17 protein-coding genes are annotated in these 16,029 nt (G+C 65.2%); 11 read left to right on the top strand and 6 right to left on the bottom strand.

The features are described from left to right. Positions 1 to 21: 21 nt before the first annotated feature. Genes ACVT6V_RS19050 through ACVT6V_RS19040 form a run of 3 tightly spaced genes read right to left on the bottom strand, consistent with a single transcriptional unit; the run spans position 22 to position 1,974 of the window. Positions 22 to 876, bottom strand: a complete 855-nt coding sequence (locus ACVT6V_RS19050; protein ID WP_489895485.1) for a hypothetical protein — start codon at positions 874 to 876, stop codon at positions 22 to 24. Further along, positions 869 to 1,597 carry a hypothetical protein gene (locus ACVT6V_RS19045; RefSeq protein WP_489895483.1) on the bottom strand — a complete coding sequence of 243 codons (729 nt, stop codon included), beginning with the start codon at positions 1,595 to 1,597 and terminating at the stop codon, positions 869 to 871. The genes ACVT6V_RS19050 and ACVT6V_RS19045 overlap by 8 nt, the downstream gene beginning before the upstream one ends. Next, the gene (locus ACVT6V_RS19040; protein WP_489895481.1) at positions 1,594 to 1,974 is read right to left on the bottom strand and encodes a hypothetical protein; all 381 of its coding nucleotides are present in this window, start codon (positions 1,972 to 1,974) and stop codon (positions 1,594 to 1,596) included. The genes ACVT6V_RS19045 and ACVT6V_RS19040 overlap by 4 nt, the downstream gene beginning before the upstream one ends. Positions 1,975 to 2,160: 186 nt before the next feature. On the opposite strand from ACVT6V_RS19040, the gene ACVT6V_RS19035 reads away from it, so the two are divergent. The 3 genes from ACVT6V_RS19035 (at position 2,161) to ACVT6V_RS19025 (ending at position 5,008) form a co-directional block, all read left to right on the top strand. Continuing rightward, positions 2,161 to 3,069, top strand: a complete 909-nt coding sequence (locus ACVT6V_RS19035) for an LLM class flavin-dependent oxidoreductase (protein WP_489895479.1) — start codon at positions 2,161 to 2,163, stop codon at positions 3,067 to 3,069. 156 nt (positions 3,070 to 3,225) lie between these two features. Further along, positions 3,226 to 4,251, top strand: a complete 1,026-nt coding sequence (locus ACVT6V_RS19030; RefSeq protein ID WP_489895477.1) for a YihY/virulence factor BrkB family protein — start codon at positions 3,226 to 3,228, stop codon at positions 4,249 to 4,251. A gap of 124 nt (positions 4,252 to 4,375) precedes the next feature. Continuing rightward, positions 4,376 to 5,008: a dihydrofolate reductase family protein gene (locus ACVT6V_RS19025; RefSeq protein ID WP_489895475.1), complete on the top strand. Its 633-nt coding sequence runs from the start codon at positions 4,376 to 4,378 to the stop codon at positions 5,006 to 5,008. 50 nt (positions 5,009 to 5,058) lie between these two features. On the opposite strand, the gene ACVT6V_RS19020 is transcribed toward ACVT6V_RS19025, so the two are convergent. Then, entirely contained in the window at positions 5,059 to 6,756 is a 1,698-nt protein-coding gene (locus ACVT6V_RS19020; protein WP_489895473.1) for an HNH endonuclease signature motif containing protein, read from the bottom strand. Between the two features lie 228 nt (positions 6,757 to 6,984). Here ACVT6V_RS19020 and ACVT6V_RS19015 point away from each other — a divergent pair, with 228 nt between their 5' ends. Together ACVT6V_RS19015 and ACVT6V_RS19010 are read left to right on the top strand one after the other, a co-directional pair. Further along, on the top strand, positions 6,985 to 7,815 hold the full coding sequence (locus ACVT6V_RS19015; RefSeq protein WP_489895471.1) for a nucleotidyltransferase domain-containing protein: 831 nt from the start codon (positions 6,985 to 6,987) through the stop codon (positions 7,813 to 7,815). Positions 7,816 to 7,960: 145 nt separating this feature from the next. Then, positions 7,961 to 8,233, top strand: coding sequence for a DUF1918 domain-containing protein (locus ACVT6V_RS19010; RefSeq protein WP_489895469.1), 273 nt, complete (start codon positions 7,961 to 7,963; stop codon positions 8,231 to 8,233). A gap of 47 nt (positions 8,234 to 8,280) precedes the next feature. Here ACVT6V_RS19010 and ACVT6V_RS19005 read toward each other — a convergent pair whose 3' ends face one another. Continuing rightward, positions 8,281 to 9,063 carry a DUF899 family protein gene (locus tag ACVT6V_RS19005; RefSeq protein WP_489895466.1) on the bottom strand — a complete coding sequence of 261 codons (783 nt, stop codon included), beginning with the start codon at positions 9,061 to 9,063 and terminating at the stop codon, positions 8,281 to 8,283. 306 nt (positions 9,064 to 9,369) lie between these two features. Between ACVT6V_RS19005 and ACVT6V_RS19000 the strand changes: the two genes are divergently transcribed. Both ACVT6V_RS19000 and ACVT6V_RS18995 read left to right on the top strand, forming a co-directional pair. Beyond that, positions 9,370 to 10,266, top strand: coding sequence for a glycoside hydrolase family 25 protein (locus ACVT6V_RS19000; protein WP_489895464.1), 897 nt, complete (start codon positions 9,370 to 9,372; stop codon positions 10,264 to 10,266). A gap of 49 nt (positions 10,267 to 10,315) precedes the next feature. Beyond that, positions 10,316 to 11,650 carry an NAD(P)H-binding protein gene (locus ACVT6V_RS18995; protein WP_489895462.1) on the top strand — a complete coding sequence of 445 codons (1,335 nt, stop codon included), beginning with the start codon at positions 10,316 to 10,318 and terminating at the stop codon, positions 11,648 to 11,650. Between the two features lie 25 nt (positions 11,651 to 11,675). Here the strand turns inward: ACVT6V_RS18995 and ACVT6V_RS18990 are convergent, their stop codons facing one another. Next, the gene (locus ACVT6V_RS18990; protein ID WP_489895460.1) at positions 11,676 to 12,227 is read right to left on the bottom strand and encodes a YceI family protein; all 552 of its coding nucleotides are present in this window, start codon (positions 12,225 to 12,227) and stop codon (positions 11,676 to 11,678) included. A 111-nt stretch (positions 12,228 to 12,338) separates the two neighbouring features. Between ACVT6V_RS18990 and ACVT6V_RS18985 the strand changes: the two genes are divergently transcribed. The 4 genes from ACVT6V_RS18985 (at position 12,339) to ACVT6V_RS18970 (ending at position 15,986) form a co-directional block, all read left to right on the top strand. After that, complete coding sequence (locus ACVT6V_RS18985) at positions 12,339 to 12,983, top strand: HEAT repeat domain-containing protein (protein ID WP_489895458.1); 645 nt, start codon at positions 12,339 to 12,341, stop codon at positions 12,981 to 12,983. A gap of 3 nt (positions 12,984 to 12,986) precedes the next feature. Continuing rightward, positions 12,987 to 13,976 carry a MerR family transcriptional regulator gene (locus ACVT6V_RS18980; protein ID WP_489895456.1) on the top strand — a complete coding sequence of 330 codons (990 nt, stop codon included), beginning with the start codon at positions 12,987 to 12,989 and terminating at the stop codon, positions 13,974 to 13,976. 64 nt (positions 13,977 to 14,040) lie between these two features. Continuing rightward, positions 14,041 to 14,853 (top strand): crotonase/enoyl-CoA hydratase family protein, encoded by an 813-nt coding sequence (locus ACVT6V_RS18975; RefSeq protein ID WP_489895454.1) that lies wholly within the window; start codon positions 14,041 to 14,043, stop codon positions 14,851 to 14,853. A gap of 47 nt (positions 14,854 to 14,900) precedes the next feature. Next, positions 14,901 to 15,986 carry an IS630 family transposase gene (locus tag ACVT6V_RS18970; RefSeq protein WP_489895452.1) on the top strand — a complete coding sequence of 362 codons (1,086 nt, stop codon included), beginning with the start codon at positions 14,901 to 14,903 and terminating at the stop codon, positions 15,984 to 15,986. The last annotated feature ends 43 nt before the right edge of the window (positions 15,987 to 16,029 follow it).

Genomic DNA, 16,029 nt, shown 5'->3' with positions numbered 1-16,029 from the left:
TCCCTGCCCGCGGCACCGCGGTCAGAACGTGAAGCCCGGGCTCTTGGCGAAGGCGCCGAGCATGATCACGTTGGCGTCGTCGCGCGCCCGCGTCCGGAGCGCCGCCGTCGAGTCGATCGCCGTCTCGGCGTACCACGCGAGCCAGATCGCCTGCCAGCGCCACGCACCTTCGTACTCCCAGTCCGCGTCAGCACCAGATCCCTTCCCGTACACCGATCCTGATGGGAAGTTGGCGTTGTGTGGTTTGCCGGAGATATGACGGCATTCGTGGATGAACGTCGATGCGCGTCCGACCACCGGTTTTCCGTAGAAGTAGGCGGTGTTCTGCAGATCCATGTGCTTGGCCGTGAATGCGTCGCAGATCCACGTGGTGATGGTGCTCCAGGCCGTGCACACCCACACCCACACGGTGACGAACAGGTGGCAGATCCAGCTGAACAGGAAGAACCAGCTGCGGCACTCACGTCGGGCCTGTTGCTCGACGGCGTCGCAGACCCGACTGCTCGCGGTGTGCCCGGCGGCGCATTGTTGACCGGTCGTGCTGGCGACCTTCGTTCCGCAGCGCGCTCGTAGTTCGTAGCCCTGGATCTGTCCGGCCGCCCAGCGCGCACCCCACTCCAGCATGTTCGGACCAAATGTGGCCGACCAGTTGTTCGCGGTGGAGTATGTCAGCGCATGCAGTGCGGCGAAGGTACGGCCCAGCGGCTTGCGCCGGTTGGTGCAGTCGTCCCAACCCCAACCGTCCTGCCACCACGGGTAGGCGAACTGCCAGGTGGGCCACGCCCAGTCGATGAATGGCTGATTCGCCATCCGGGTGCCGTACAGGTTGTCGCCGCTGGCGTCCAGATCGCCCACGGTGTATTTGCAGTCAGCCATGATCGCCTCCTCTGATCGTCGGTGTGCGTCTGGGTCCGGTGCTGCGCACGTGCTCCGACGGTCCCGGTAGACGTGGCAGGTCGACGCGCTCGAGTTCGCCGAAATCGCTGAGCTCAGCGACGCGAATCCGACGCAGCCCGTTCAACTCCTCGCGATCGGATTCGGCGACCGCGTCGTCGAGCCGCGCCGGATCCACCCGGTTGCGTACCGCGAGGTACGTCGTCGCGCGGATCGCGAAAACGGGGTGCCGCAGCGCCCGCAACAAACCTTCGACGGCCCGGTCGTCCGTGTCGAGCAGATCCGCCAGTCCCTCGATCGCTCGCATCCGTTGGGCCACCTCCTCGGCCACGGTCGAGTACAGATGCACATCCGTCGACTGTTCCGATGGGATATCGGTGTCGAGCACATCGGTCAGAAACCCTGTGGCAGAGCGTGAACGCAATTGTGCCGCGCAATGAACCAACGCCCACCGAAGCGAAGCGTCCTCGTCGCCGAGCCGCCAGTAGAGGCGAGCAACGTCGGTGATGGTGCGCTCGGCATCCGCGGCGAGATGATCGATCAGACGCCGTTCCTCATCCTCGCCGTCCGCCGCGAATGCCGCACGAACCCATCGCGCCAGATCATCCGGCACCACGACCGCGCGATCACGCTCGGCAGTCGTATGCGGGCCGATCGAGGAACTGTCGAAGACGGCGCGTAGGACGTCGGTGAAGAAACTCATCGTTGACCTCCAACAAGGTGGCGACTGCGGTGCACGTATCGGATACGAGCGGTGAGGATCCCGGCGGCTTTGCCGATTCCGCCACCGGCGACCAGCGCCAGCACGACCTCGCCCACCGCGGCCACCACGCCCGCCGCCGTGCTCGAGCCGTGTCCGAGCGCTATGTGGCCGAGCGCTACTGCGAGGGCCGCAATCATTGTGAATTCGCCTGCTCGGCAGCCGCATTCGGTGCGCAGCGCGGCGAGCATGCGCCGGCCGCCGACCAGCTCCTGGTCGGTGAGCACGGCGAGGTCGGCGTGGCGCATCGAGATCGGCAACTCCTGCCGCAGAGCGAGCTCGAGTTCATCTCGGCGCGTTGATATCTGGGCAGCGGTCATGGTCACCACGATCCTTCTCCGCGCCCGGTCTGGCCGAGCGCTCCACTGTGTCTGAGCGTGACAGGAGATCATGCTCTCTACGCGAGTAGCGCCCTACTCGAATCCGGTATCGGGCTGATACCCGTGTTGCGGGTAGCGATCGCATAACTCGGAACCTGCTGAGGCTGCCTCCGTTACCCTTTGACGGTGTGGTTCGGTGCGCACCTGCCGCTGATCGACCTCGACATTTCGAAGCGTCCCTCGTTGACGGGCTTCGTGGATGCCGCACGCGATGCGGGCTTCCGGGCGATCAGCGCGAACGATCATGTGGTCTTCGCTCGGCCTTGGCTTGACGGACTCGTCGCGTTGTCGAGTGTTGTTCAGGAGAGTGCCGGTCTGACGTTGGCGACGACGGTGACGCTTCCGGTGATCCGGGGACCGGCGATGGTGGCGAAAGCGGCGTCGGCACTGGCTTCGTTGTCGGGTGGTCGGTTCGTGCTCGGTGTCGGTCCGGGCTCCTCGAGCGCCGACTACGCGGCGGTCGGGATTCCGTTCGACCAGCGCTGGCCCCGGTTCGATGAATCGGTGCGCGTCCTTCGTGCCTCCCTGTCCGACGCGCCGGCAATGGGTTCGGGACACTTCTACGACGTCCCCGTATTGGTACCTCGGCCGCCGCAGCCGCTCCCGATCTGGATCGGTAGCTGGGGTTCGCGAGCTGGACTTGCCCGGGTCGCCCGTCTCGGTGACGGATGGCTGGCCTCGGCGTACAACACCACGCCCGAGCGGATATCCGTCGGACGCGGGATCATCCACGATTCGTTGGCCTCGCTGGGGCGGAACGTCGAGGAGTTTCCGATCGTCCTCGCGACGATGTGGACCTGGGTCACCGAGTCGGCGCCAGAGGCCCGGGCGAAGCTGGATGCCGTGGCGCGAATGCTCGGCCGGGACCCGGCGATCTTGGCCGGACAAGTGCTGATCGGGCGGGCCGAGGAATGCCTCGGCACTTTGGCGCGATACGCCGACGCCGGCGTCGATGCGGTGTTCGTCTGGCCTGTCGGAGATCCGATCGATCAGCTGCACCGTTTCGGGACTTCGGTCGTCCCCTACCTCTCCTGAGTCAGTCGTGATCTGTGGGTCAGTCAGATGCCAGGTGTGTACTGAGCGTTCAGGGTGGCAAAGCGCCGTAGACTCGGCGCTGCGACGGCATCCGTGACGGTGCCGGTCAGACGGTGCGGCGTTCAGTTCGCGCGTGTTCGAGGGAAGGTGGCGCCGGTGTCGTTGTCCTACCGCATCGACGACTTCCAGCGCCGGCACCCGCGGAGCGGATTCCCACTGGCCGTGGCCTACAAGTTCTTCGACGATCAAGGCGGCTACCTCGCCGCACTCATCACTTACTACGGCTTCATCTCGCTCTTCCCACTGCTGTTGGTGTTCACCTCGGTGCTCGGTCTGCTGCTCGAAGGTAACCCCGAACTCCAGGAGCGCATCGTCGATTCGGCGCTGTCCCAGATACCCGTCGTCGGCGAGCAGCTGGGCGAAGCAGGACAGCTCAGTGGCAGCGTCACCGCCGTGACCATCGGCGTGGTGAGTGCGATCTACGGCGCGCTGGGTGTCTCCGTCGCGATCCAGAACGCGATGAACATCGTGTGGACGGTGCCGCGCAACGACCGACCCAATCCCATCCAGGTGCGGATCAAGGGTGCGATGCTGTTGTCCACGGTGGGCTTGGCCATCCTCGGACTGACCATTCTCAACGGCGTGACTGCTGCACTCGACCTCCCCGGCAACGGTCGACTGTTGGCGCTCATCGGACCGGTGATCCTCTACAGCGCGGTGTTTGTGGTCGGCTTCCGATTCGGCACCGCGCGTCCGGTCAGCATCCGGGATGTTCTCCCGGGAGCGTTGGTTGCCGCCGTCGGGTGGCAGGCGTTGCAGACATTCGGCAGTGTCTTCGTGCAACGGGTCATCGCCAATGCCAGCGCCACCAACGGTGTGTTCGCGGTGGTGCTGGGGCTCCTCGCTTTCCTCTACGTGGCCGCCGTGATGGTCGTCGTGTGTCTCGAGTTCAACGCGGTGCGCGTGGACAACCTCTACCCACGGTCGCTGCTCACGCCGTTCACGGACAACGTCATTCTCACGCCGGGAGACGAGGCTGCATATTCGGCGCAGGCACGAGCGCAGCGCAGCAAGGGATTTCAGGAGATCGACGTGACCTTCGACAACCCTGCCGACGGTGGATCGCCCGAGGAAGGTCGTGCCACAGACGACACCGACGACCGAGACGACGGGAGCCGCTGAGAGTCCGTCCGGACGAGGCCGGTGAATCGTTGTTTCCCTGCCGCGCTCCATGGCGTCGCGCCTATCCTGGCGAGATCTGCACCACGCGTGCGGCGGCGCGACCATCACGATTCTTGGAGGAACGATGGGCCTGATCCAGATCGAGCTGTTCGCGACCCTCGACCTCGTCGGGCAGGCTCCGGGCGGACCGGACGAGGACCCGGTCGGATTCGGCTTCGGTGGCTGGCAGGCGCCGCTGCTGGATGAGGTCACCGGAGCGCAGGTCGGCGCAGCGTACGAGCGGACCGACGCTCTGCTTCTGGGCCGCCGGACCTACGACATCTTCGCCGGCTACTGGCCGGCATACGAGGGTGACGAGGACAACGAGATCGCGACGTTGTTCAACAGCATCCCGAAGTATGTCGCGTCGCGTGGGCGGCCGACGTTGGACTGGGCCGGGTCCAGTCAGCTCGGGCCCGACTTGTCCGCCGAAGTGCGCGAACTGCGAGAGCGACACGAGCACATCAGCGTTGCCGGGAGCCTCAACCTGGTGCAGACGTTACTGCGCGAGAGGCTCTTCGACACTCTCGACCTGTGGGTGCACCCGATAGTTCTGGGCACGGGTAAGAAGGTGTTCGACGGCGGCAGCGTCCCCACCAATCTCACTCTCGTCGAGCCGGCCGTCACCTCGCCCCGAGGTGTCGTGTTACTGCGCTACGCGCTTGCCGACGGGACGCCCGGCACAGGCGACATGAGTGCGCCCGATCGGGGGATCTGACGGCGCGGGAGGACCACGTCACGTCTTGCTGCCCTGCTCGGTTCCACCGGTCATCCGGCGAGTTCGAGGTCGGATAGGTCGTACCCTTCGGGGCCGAAGTCGGTGATCGTCCATCCGTGTGCGACGGCGTTGCTGATGGGGTCGCGTTGGAGGAGTTGGTCGAGAAGGGCCCCGGCCAGTGTCTGTTCGGCCGTGCGGTGAGTGGGGGTGCGTGCAGGTTGGTCTGTCTGGGGTCGGGTCTGGTTGATCTCGTCGATGATCGTCTGCAGTGGGGTGCCCGGGTGGTTTCGGTCGGGTGTGTGTTCTCGGAGGCGTCGTTCGAAGAGTTCGCCGATGAAGGGTAGTTCGTTGATGCGTGGTGGGTTTGGTGGTGTGGTGCCGTCGGTGTTCAGTGTCCATTGGGCGCGGCCGGTGTTGGGGCCGTCTTTGATGATGTCGGTGGTGTATTGGCCGGGTTTGGTGCCGACCATGCGGTTGTGGGGTCCGCACGCGGGGGTGAGGGTGTTGATGTCGGTGGTGCCGCCGTCGGCGTAGTCGCGTTCGGCGTGATGGATTTCCACGGTGTCGAAGGCGCGGGTGCAGCCTGGGCAGGAGCAGCCGCCGCCGTGGGCGAAGAGCATGAATCGTTGGGCTTGGTTGGCCAGGCGTTTGGCGGTGCCGAGGTAGAGCGGTTCGCCGGTGTGGTCGGCGAACACGGCCAGGTGCATCTGGGAGTGGGCGGCCAGTTCGATCAGGGTGCTGATCGGCAGGCGTGCGCCGCTGGTGGTGGTGGCGACGCCGGCGCGTTCGCGTAGTTCGGATTCGGTGATCTTGATGATCAGGTGCGGCGGCAGTCCGCGGTGGCTGTTCCCCAGGATGCCGCCATCAAGGGCGTGGCGCAGCAGCGCGGCCAGTGCGTCGTGGTTGCGTTGCGGCTGGGAGCGGTGGTCGCGTTCGACGGCTTGGCGTAGTTGTTCGGCATCGATGACGTCGTCTGTGCTGCCGATCAGTGGGGTGTCGTCGGCGGGATTGTTCATGCCGGGAGCCGCCCAGCTGGCCAAGACCACGTCGAGCATGGCTCGGGTCTTCGGGTCCAGCAGGCCGGCGAGTTTGCTCATGTCCTGCATGTCTTGTTTGCCCACACCGAGTCGACGTTGCCGGGCGCGGTCGCGGTCGTCGGTGAGGGTGCCGTCGGGGTCGACGTGGCCGAGGATGCGTTTGCCGATCTCGATGAGTGCATCGGTGGAGTATTTGGTTGCCATGTCGGCCATTTCGGCTTCGGCGGCGGCGCTGACCGCGACCGGCAGCGCGGCCGGAATCCGGTGCAACGTCTTGAGGATGATGTCGACGTGATCAACACTGATCGCGCCGTCGATCAGCGCTTGGGCGGTGTTCGGGCAGGTGGGAGGCATCTTCTCGCCCTGCATCGAAAATCTCGGTGCCAGGGCGGCGGTGTGTCGCTGTCGCACGCGCGGCTCGCTGATCTTGAGGCGGTCGCCGAGGAAATCGGTCAGGTTTCGATACCCGAACTTGGTGAAGGCGCCTCGATCGGAGACATCCATCAAGCGGTGATGGCCCAGGCCGCTCATCCGACGAACGGCACGCTCGTGCGCGTCGGCCACCTCCACGACCTCCACATCCGAGGCCGGCGTGGTGTCGACCTGCGCGATCCGATCCAGGACGTCGTGCAGTTCGCGGTACAGCGCCACCACCTCGGAGTGGGAATCGTCGGAGTGTGAATCGTCGGATGTCGGTCGGTCGGAATCCATGAGCTACACCTCCCCCTGATCGGCTCGCGGTCGAACGTACGTTCGAGTCTATGGCATCCGGAGGGGATGTGCAAGAGGCTTTCACGATCGATTTCAGATCCAATTGCTGCCGGCTGACTGCAGCACCCGATCTCGCTGACCGCCTAGTGCGGAACAAAATCCGTGGAGCCTGGTCCAAGCGGACGGTAGTTTGTGCGCTACGTGAACTCCGACCCGGCGAGGTTGCCCATGTTGTCCGATGCGGTTGTCCGACAGATGGTCGAGGACATCATCGCCGTCGACGGGGTCGTCGGCGTCACCCTTGGTGGAAGTCGCGCTCGCGGCGACGCTCTCCCGTCTTCTGACGTCGATCTCGGCATCTACTACGACGCCTCGCTCGACCTCACCGCCCTACGAGCTGTCGGCAAACGATGGTCGGGACCCGATGCCGAGATCGTGGGTCCCGGAGGGTGGGGGCCGTGGGTCGACGGCGGTGGCTGGCTCCGCGTGGACGAGGTTCCGGTCGACTGGCTGCTCCGGAATGTCTGCCGGGTTCGCGAGCAGTGGACACGAGCGCAGAACGGCGACTTCGCCTTTCACATGCAGGTCGGCCACCCACTCGGCTTCCTCGACGTTGCCTACGCGGGTGAGCTCGCGCTCGCCGTCGTTCTCGTCGATCCGTCAGGAGTCCTGACCGAGTTGCATCGCGAGATGCAGCGGTATCCGCGAGCCCTGCGGGACGCCATGTGCCACCTGCTGTGGGAGGCGGATTTCCTGGTGGCGATCGCTGCGAAGGCAACGACTCGCGAGGACACCGGTTACGTCTGCCTGTGCCTGACGAGGGCGCTGATGCTGTGCGCGCATGTGCTTCATGCACACAACCGGAGATGGGTGACGAACGAGAAGGGGCTGATACCGGCTGTGGCGCGCCTCGAGCTGGCTCCGCCGGGTTTTGCCGGCAGGTCGGCACAGATCCTTGGCTCGTTGGGCTCGTCGGACGAGGAGTTGCGGTCCGCGATCGCGGCCACGCGCACGATCATCGGTGAGGTCCAGACGCTGGTGGTGAGGCACGCAAGGTAGTCCAACGTCGGTCGTCCGATCGCTCGGACACTCCGGCGCCGGCTCGCATACCCCCTCGTTCCGGCATTTGTTGCTTGTTTGCGGCATGTCGCCGCAGAGTGTGCGGGAAGCTGGTCTCATCAGTCATTTCGGACAAGGAGGCGTGATGCATGCGCAACCGGGAAACTGGCTCGTGGTCGAGCAGGCGGTGCTCGGCAAGGAACCGGAGATGGGTCTGATCCTCGAGGTGAGGTCGGCCGATGGGTCGCCTCCTTACCTTGTCCGGTGGGAAGGCTCCGGCCACACCGCACTTGTCTATCCGGGGCCGGATTCGATCGTCTGGACCGCTGACGAGGTCGACGCCCACAATGCGGCTCGGGCAGAACGAGCGACGCACCTGCAGGAAGAGCTCGCGCATCGGCAGCACGGAGACAACTGACAGACGATGAGCTCGTCGACGCGCCGTCGTCGATCGGCGCCGACACGTCAGTGAGGGTGGCCCGGCCTTCCGAGTGTATCCACCGCTGTCGCGCCGGGTCGACTCCATTGCGGCACCGGTCGGCTGGTCGGCCCCCAGGTTGCGTTCCCATCCACGTCCGAGCGCCATGACCAGCACGGGCTGTGACCCTCGGGCCAGCCGTCGGGAGTGTCCTCCCACTCTTCGCTGCGTCCGTAGGGCGTCATGTCGAGCAGGCCCAGGGAGCCGTTGACGCGCTCGTTCCCGCGGCCTGTCGTGGAGTAGGTGAGGAACGCGCGATCGCCGTCTCGCAAATAGCAGGTCAGATAGCCCATCTCGCCGCCGATCGGGTCGTCCACGTCGCGCACCGAATACCAAGGCTGGGCGTAGCCCAGAAAGGCGACATAGGTAGCGACCTCGTCCCACCGTCCGGTTGTCAGGATCGCGAACGAGACTCCGCGCGCATCGAGATACACGGAGTCCTTCAGATGCCAAGCCGTCGTGGTGCAGCCTTCGCACTGGCCCTGATGCGGGGCACCGTCGTACCACATGTGCTTGTAGACCACGAGCTCGTCGTGATCGCCGAACAGGTCCAGGAACGGGATCGGACCGTCCGGTCCGACGACGTCGACGGCCGGGTCGAACTCCACCATCGGCAGTCGTCGACGTGCTGCCGCGATCGCGTCGCCCGCGCGGGTGTGAGCCTTCTCGCGGACCAGCAGATCATCGCGGGCACTCTGCCAGGTGGTCCGGTCGACGATGGGTGGGCGGCCGCGCATTCCAGCCGCCGGATCGTTCGGTGTGGTCGTCATGGTCTCCTCCGGGTGGCTCGTGCAGGCGACGGCATGCGGCGCCGAAGCCCTTCAGCGGGACAGACCCACGACCAGGCGAAAACTCATCGCGGCTGCGACTGCTTGTCAGAGCGTAGGATTGTTTGTACCGAATGATGTCGCTGCGACGGCACTTTCAGTACGCAGGGAGGCTGACCACACGCCTCAGCAGCAGAACATGCTTTCGTCTACTTCCGGCCGTGACGAGAGGATCTGCCCGCCGATCCACTCCCGGGTTCGTCCTCACCATCGATCGGCGGGTGCACGAGTGCTCTGTGGAGGCCAACGGTGACGTTCTTCGGGATTGATGTCTCCAACCACCAGAGGGACTTCGACTTCGCTCGTGCCAAGGGCGAAGGCATCACCTTCGCCACGCACAAGGTCACCGAAGGTGACAGCTATCGTGACCCGTATTGGCCACGCGCACAGGCGGAGATGCGACGCTGGTTCCCCGGACGATGGGGCGGCTATGTCTTCTGCCGCACGCACACCGACCCCGAAGCCGAAGCACGATTATTGCGATCACACGCCGGTTCGACGGACTTCCCACTGCAGATCGACTACGAAGACACCGCGAACGCAGGCTCTCTCGACGACCTTTACCACCGCATATCCGCTTACCGGGCAGCCGGATTCACCCGTCTGTTACCCATCTATCTACCGCGCTGGTATTGGCGTGAGTGGATGGGGGCACCACGGTTGACCGGACTGCCGGTCTCGATCTGGAACAGCCACTACGTGTTCGGACACAACACACCGCGAAACCTCTACCCCGGCGACGGGCATGCGGGTTGGGCGGATGTCGGCGGCAAACCTGTTCAGATCCTTCAGTTCTCGGATACCGGCAGCGTGTCGGGGCAATCCGTCGACGTCAACGCCTTCCGAGGTTCGGGAGACGAGTTCAACCGCATGTTCGGAGGTGCCACCATGTCCATGGCCGACGAGGAACTCGGCATGAAGTTCCCGAGCCGATCGAAGTACCGCACCACCGATGAGCCGATCGACACGCTGGCCGGGTTCGTGCTCAATATCGACGCCCGTATCCACGAGGAATACGTGGAACGCGCGGCCCGCGAAGGTCTGCAGTGGGCGATCGACCTCGTGAAGCGCGAGGCGGCCAAGAATGACGAAGGTGCCAAGGCAGTACTCGCCGATATCGGACTGTCGGCTCCTCACCAGCCGTGAGGACGTTGAAGTGCGCGGCGGCGTCGGTTGCGATCCGTAGGGTGGACCTGTGAATGATTCGCGACGCTGTCTGGTCACCGGCGCGACCGGCTATGTCGGCGGCCGACTCGCGCCGCGCCTGATCGCCCGTGGCCATCGGGTGCGCGCGCTGGCGCGGACACCCGCGAAACTGGCGGACGCACCGTGGGCGGCTGATCCCGACGCCGAGGTCGTGGCCGGCGACCTGTCCGATCGCGATTCGCTCGCGAACGCGTTCGCCGGCGTCGACGTCGTCTATCACCTTGTGCACTCGATGAGCACAGACGCGGACTTCGCCGCCGAAGAGCGTCGCTCCGCCGAGAACGTGATCGCCGCGGCTCGTTCGGGAGGCGTATCCCGGATCGTCTATCTCGGCGGGCTACATCCGGATGGCACCGACTTGTCCGAGCATCTGGCCTCACGCGCGGAGGTCGGGCAGATCCTGATCGACTCGGGAATCGAGACGGTGGCGCTGCAGGCCGGCACGTTGATCGGATCCGGTTCGGCGTCGTTCGAATTGATTCGCCACCTCACCGAGCGGCTACCGGTGATGACCACTCCGCGCTGGGTGCACAACTCGATCCAGCCGATCGCAGTGGCTGATGCGTTGCACTACCTGGTGGAGGCGGCGACCGCTCCGGTCCCCGAATCCCGTACGTGGGACATCGGCGGCCCCGACGTCCTCGAATACGGCGACATGATGCAGGGCTACGCCGAGATCGCCGGCCTGCCACGTCGGCGCATGATCGTGCTCCCCTACCTCACCCCGACCATCGCGAGTCGATGGGTCCGATTCGTCACGCCGATCCGAGGAAAGATCGCACGCCCGCTGATCGAGTCGTTGGAATGTGACGCCATCTGCCGCGAACACGACATCGACGAGGTCATCGCAGCACCTGTCGGCGGATTGACGTCCTACCGGGACGCGCTGGTGGCCACCCTTGATCGAGTGCATCGCGGAGACGGCGAGGCCACCTGGTCGAACGCGACGGCCGAGGTCCCACCCGCCGAGCCGCTGCCGTCCGATCCGCCATGGGCCGGGGAGACGGTGTTTCGGACCGCACAGCGCCGGTCGGTGCCCCGCAGCGCCGAGGATTCCTGGGACCAACTCCGCCGCCGCGTCGGCAAGCAGTGGCAGGTCGTGGACATGCGACGGCCGGACCTGCTGCGGATCGGCGCCGACCGTCACGTGGGACGAGCGTTCGTCGAGTTCTCGCTGACGGATTCGGCAACCGGCCGAGGCGCGGTTGCCGAACTTTCGACCACCTCCACCTTCTTTCCGCGCGGGTTGGGCGGGCTGCTCTACTGGCGGCTGGGCGCACCGCTGCGGAGACTCGGGATCTCGCCGGCCGACCCGTTCCGTTGAGTACGTGGGTGATCATCCCGATCGTTCACGCATCCATTGCGCGTCTGACCTCGATTGTCACCTGAACGTCGTCGGCAACTTTCAGTGCACCCATCATCAGGGAATACGGTTTGATGCCGAAATCGGTCTGAATGATCGTCGTCTCCGTGGTGATGACCCAACCGTCTTCGGCGTCGGCGACCGTGAAGTCGAGCGAGTGCGGACGACGGCGACCGTGGATCGTGAGAGTGCCTTCCGCATGGTAGGAGTCGGCCGCGCCGGTGATCGCCGACGTCTCGTAGGTGACCTCGGGAAACTTGTCGGCCGCCATGGACTTGAGTGCGTTGGCGCGCGCCACCGCCTTTTCTGCCCCGCTCAAGGGGGTCAGTCCGCCGCTGCCCGACATGATCTGCAACGAGTCCACCGGGATGGTCGCCGCGATCGCCGTGGGTGTGTCGCCCTCCCAGGTCACCGACGCCGACCACCGTTGCGCCTCGATGGTCAGCCGATGCCCGGTTCGTGCCGCCCGACCGGCGACGCCGGTGTGGACGACAACCGACCCATCTGCATCACTGAGTTCCCAGGTGGCCTCGCTCACGGTCACAGTCTATGGCGAGCAAGGGTTCCGACCGACGCGCTGTTCGATTTCCGACGCTTGACCTTGACACCGTGACAGGCTGTTTCATGGTCGGTGAAGGAGGTGATCGTCATGACCATGAACGATCTGACAACTCGTCTCATCGACGCACTGGGCGCCGACGACGATTCGACGCGGCTTCGCGCCGCGCTGACCGCTGGAACCAGCGGAGATGTGCGCCTCGTCGAGGCTCTCGTAGAGCGGTGCGGGATCGACCCCGACTTCTTCGTGCGCGACATGCTCACGTGGGCTCTGTGCCGGTTCCCCGCCGAGGTCACGGTGCCTCGGCTGGTGGCCGAACTCGGGTCGGCGAACCCCCAGGCGCGCAGCCAGGCCCTGCACACGTTGTCCAAGATCGGTGACCGGCAGGCGTTCTCGGCGTTGTCTGTCTTGCTGCACGACAGCGACGACGACGTCGCCCGGGCCGCGTGGCGCGCCGCGGTTGCACTGGTCGAGCCCGACGGTCAGGCCGATCTCGCCGCGGATCTCGCGAGGGAATTGGGTCGAGGCGACGAGGAGGTACAGCTGAGTCTCACCCGCGGTCTGATGGCGCTCGGTGAGTCGGCCCAGGCGGTCATCGACGCTCATATGGAAGATCCGGACGACGGCGTCCGCGTGCATGCCACGACCACTCGCCGGCTACTGGACGACCCCGACGCCGGGTTCGACCTCGTTGTCGATTTCGCCCGACGGGTCTCTGTCGGTGTCGATGGGTAGCCGATGCTGATCGGTGAGGTCGCCCGGCGCTCGGGTGTCAGTCCCCGGATGCTCCGTCACTACGACCGGCTGGGGTTGGTGGCGCCCACCGGACGGACGACCGGGGGTTACCGCGAGTACTCCGCCGACGACGTTCGGAGACTCTTCCACGTGGAGAGTCTCCGAACGCTGGGCCTCTCCCTCCAGGACGTCCGCGAAGCCATGGCTCGACCAGGGTTTTCGCCGGCCGCTCTGGTCAGCGAGCTCATGGAACGTACCCGTGAGCGCATCGCCACCGAGCAGGACCTGCTGGCTCGACTGGAACGCGTACAGCAATCGGGCCCCACGGACTGGGCGGATGTGGTGCATGTCGTCACGCAGGCACGCGCACTGGACTCGGAGTCGGGTGCCCGACGACAGCAGGCGATTCTGGCCCCGACCGACGGGGCCGGGTTCAGTATGCCCGAACTCGTCAAAGCTCTTCTCTCGGAAAGTGACCCGAACGTTTCGGGCGCATTGCGATGGGCGCTCGCGCGCGATGGCGGAGCGGCTCTGGACGGCTTGTCCGCGGGCCTCGACTCGCCCGAGGATGCGGTACGACGGCGAGCCGTCTCGGCCATCGCGGCGATCGATCATCCGAACGCGATCGCGCTGCTCCGCCGGGGCCTCGACGACGCCGACCGCGACGTGCGTGAGCGTGCCGCCATCGCGCTCGCCGGCGCTGCAGACCCAGCGGGAATCCCAACGCTCATCGCGATGATCGTCGACGGCCACCGCGACGTCGAGGCATCCGAGGCACTCGGAGGACTGTCACCGCAGTCGCCCGAGGACATCGTCGCGGCATTGCGGGCCCATGTGGACGCGACGAGCGATGCTGCGGCACGGCTTCGGATCACGCAGTCGCTCGCCGAGATACCCGTTCCCGCAGCCGACGACCTGCTGGACAGGCTGACCGCGGATCCGGACCGCGCGGTCGCCGCGACGGCACAGGTGATCCTGTCCGGCCGCGGGTAGAGGCCCTGGGCCTCCTAGAATGGCCCCGGATCGATCCGACAACGACTGTAGGGAGATACACCTGATGAGCGAACACAGAATCCGCGTCGACCTCGACGACTCCGGTGTCGCGACGGTCACGCTGGATCGCGGCGAGAAGCACAACGCCCTCGACCGCGCCATGTTCGATGCTCTCCTGGATGTCACCGGCACACTCGCCACCGATCCTCGGCTCCGAGCCGTCGTCCTGCACGGCGCGGGCAAGAGCTTCTGCTCCGGACTCGACATCACGAGCCTGGGACAGGGCAACGCGACCCGCTCGCTGATCACCCGCGAGAAAGGTCAGCTCGCCAACGACGCACAGCGCGTGTCGGTGGATTGGGCCCGGGTGCCGGTGCCGGTCATCGCCGCGATCACCGGCAACTGCTTCGGTGGCGGCTTACAGATCGCGCTCGGCGCCGACATCCGTTATGCCACTGCGGACTCGCGACTGTCGATCATGGAGGTCAAATGGGGCCTCGTCCCAGACATGGGGATCACCCAGACACTCCCCCGCCTCGTGGCCGCCGACATCGCGAAGGAACTGACCTTCACCGGGCGCATCCTGTCGGGCACCGAAGCGCACGACCTCGGACTCGTCACCCGTGTCGTCGACGATCCCCTCACTGCTGCACTTGATCTCGCACATGAGATCGCGCAGAAATCACCTCATGCCGTCCGGGCGGCCAAGCATCTGTACGACCAGACGTGGACGAGCTCGGATCCGGCAACGGCCCTGATGCTCGAGAGCGAGCTCCAAGAGGGTCTCATGGGTTCGCCGAATCAGCTCGAGGCGGTGTATGCCGGCATGGAGAAGCGCGAGCCCCGTTTCTCCGATCCGGACGAGACGCACCACTAGTTGCGTGTATCGTAAATAATCGTCTAGTCGTTGGGTATGATTTCGGTATGAGCGCGCCTGCAGCACCGTTGGCTTTGTCGGCCGGTGAGCGAGAGACATTGGAGAAGTTGACCCGTAGCCAGCGGGTGCCGCATCAGCAGGTGTTGCAGGCTCGGGTGTTGTTGATGGCCGCCGACGGGGTGGCCAACATTCGGATTGCTGAGGAGGTCGGGGTGCGCCCGGCCACGGTGCGGGCGTGGCGCAACCGGTATGCCGAGGACGGTTTGGCGGGGTTGGGGTTGATCCGAAAGGGCCGCGGTCGACGTTCGTCGATCAGTGAGGAGAAGATCGCCGAGATCGTGAGGTTGACCAAGACGACCACGCCGCCGGGGCACACGCATTGGTCGTGCCGCACGATGGCGAAGAAGGTGGGTGTGAGTCCTTCAACGGTGCAACGGATTTGGTCTGATCTTGACCTCAAACCGCATCGGGTCGACTCGTTCAAGGTGTCGAATGATCCGCGGTTCGAGGAGAAGCTGATCGATGTGGTGGGACTGTATGTGAACCCGCCGGAGAACGCGATCGTGTTGTGTATGGACGAGAAAAGCCAGATTCAGGCGCTCGATCGCACGCAACCGTCGTTGCCGCTGGTGGAGGGGCGGGCCGGCACGATGACCCACGACTACAAACGCAACGGCACGACGACCTTGTTCGCGGCGTTGGATGTGCTGACCGGTTCGGTGATCGGTCAGTGCCTGCCGCGTCATCGCCACAACGAGTTCATCAAGTTCCTCAACACGATCGACAAGCAGGTGCCGGCGGGGTTGGAGGTCCATCTGATTCTGGATAACTACGCCACCCACAAACATCCCGAGGTGAAGCGATGGATGGATCGGCACAAACGGTTTCACTTCCACTTCACCCCGACATCGTCGTCCTGGCTCAACCAGGTCGAGCGCTGGTTTCGGGAGTTGACCGACAAGAACATTCGCCGCGGCATTTTTGGCAGCGTGCCCGAGTTGATCGCCAGCATCGAGGCATTCCTCAACGCCCACAACGATGATCCGAAACCCTACGTGTGGACCGCCACCGCCGAATCCATCCTGGCCAAAATCGCCCGCGCACGCACGACACTCGAACGAGTAGCCAACTAATTCAGATACACACCACTAGTTGCGTGTTTCCGAGACGCACCAC

The organism is Gordonia sp. LMA167, assembly GCF_058130025.1.
Note: the sequence above shows the minus strand (reverse complement) of the source record. Positions and strands in the feature narration are given on the sequence as shown.

Excerpts from the sequence above, each read along its gene's own strand:
- ACVT6V_RS19050 (WP_489895485.1), bottom strand. The coding sequence starts at position 876 with ATGGCTGACTGCAAATACACCGTGGGCGATCTGGACGCCAGCGGCGAC.
- ACVT6V_RS19045 (WP_489895483.1), bottom strand. The coding sequence starts at position 1,597 with ATGAGTTTCTTCACCGACGTCCTACGCGCCGTCTTCGACAGTTCCTCG.
- ACVT6V_RS19040 (WP_489895481.1), bottom strand. The coding sequence starts at position 1,974 with ATGACCGCTGCCCAGATATCAACGCGCCGAGATGAACTCGAGCTCGCT.
- ACVT6V_RS19025 (WP_489895475.1), top strand. The coding sequence starts at position 4,376 with ATGGGCCTGATCCAGATCGAGCTGTTCGCGACCCTCGACCTCGTCGGG.
- ACVT6V_RS19020 (WP_489895473.1), bottom strand. The coding sequence starts at position 6,756 with ATGGATTCCGACCGACCGACATCCGACGATTCACACTCCGACGATTCC.
- ACVT6V_RS19015 (WP_489895471.1), top strand. The coding sequence starts at position 6,985 with ATGTTGTCCGATGCGGTTGTCCGACAGATGGTCGAGGACATCATCGCC.
- ACVT6V_RS19010 (WP_489895469.1), top strand. The coding sequence starts at position 7,961 with ATGCATGCGCAACCGGGAAACTGGCTCGTGGTCGAGCAGGCGGTGCTC.
- ACVT6V_RS19005 (WP_489895466.1), bottom strand. The coding sequence starts at position 9,063 with ATGACGACCACACCGAACGATCCGGCGGCTGGAATGCGCGGCCGCCCA.
- ACVT6V_RS18985 (WP_489895458.1), top strand. The coding sequence starts at position 12,339 with ATGACCATGAACGATCTGACAACTCGTCTCATCGACGCACTGGGCGCC.
- ACVT6V_RS18980 (WP_489895456.1), top strand. The coding sequence starts at position 12,987 with ATGCTGATCGGTGAGGTCGCCCGGCGCTCGGGTGTCAGTCCCCGGATG.
- ACVT6V_RS18975 (WP_489895454.1), top strand. The coding sequence starts at position 14,041 with ATGAGCGAACACAGAATCCGCGTCGACCTCGACGACTCCGGTGTCGCG.
- ACVT6V_RS18970 (WP_489895452.1), top strand. The coding sequence starts at position 14,901 with ATGAGCGCGCCTGCAGCACCGTTGGCTTTGTCGGCCGGTGAGCGAGAG.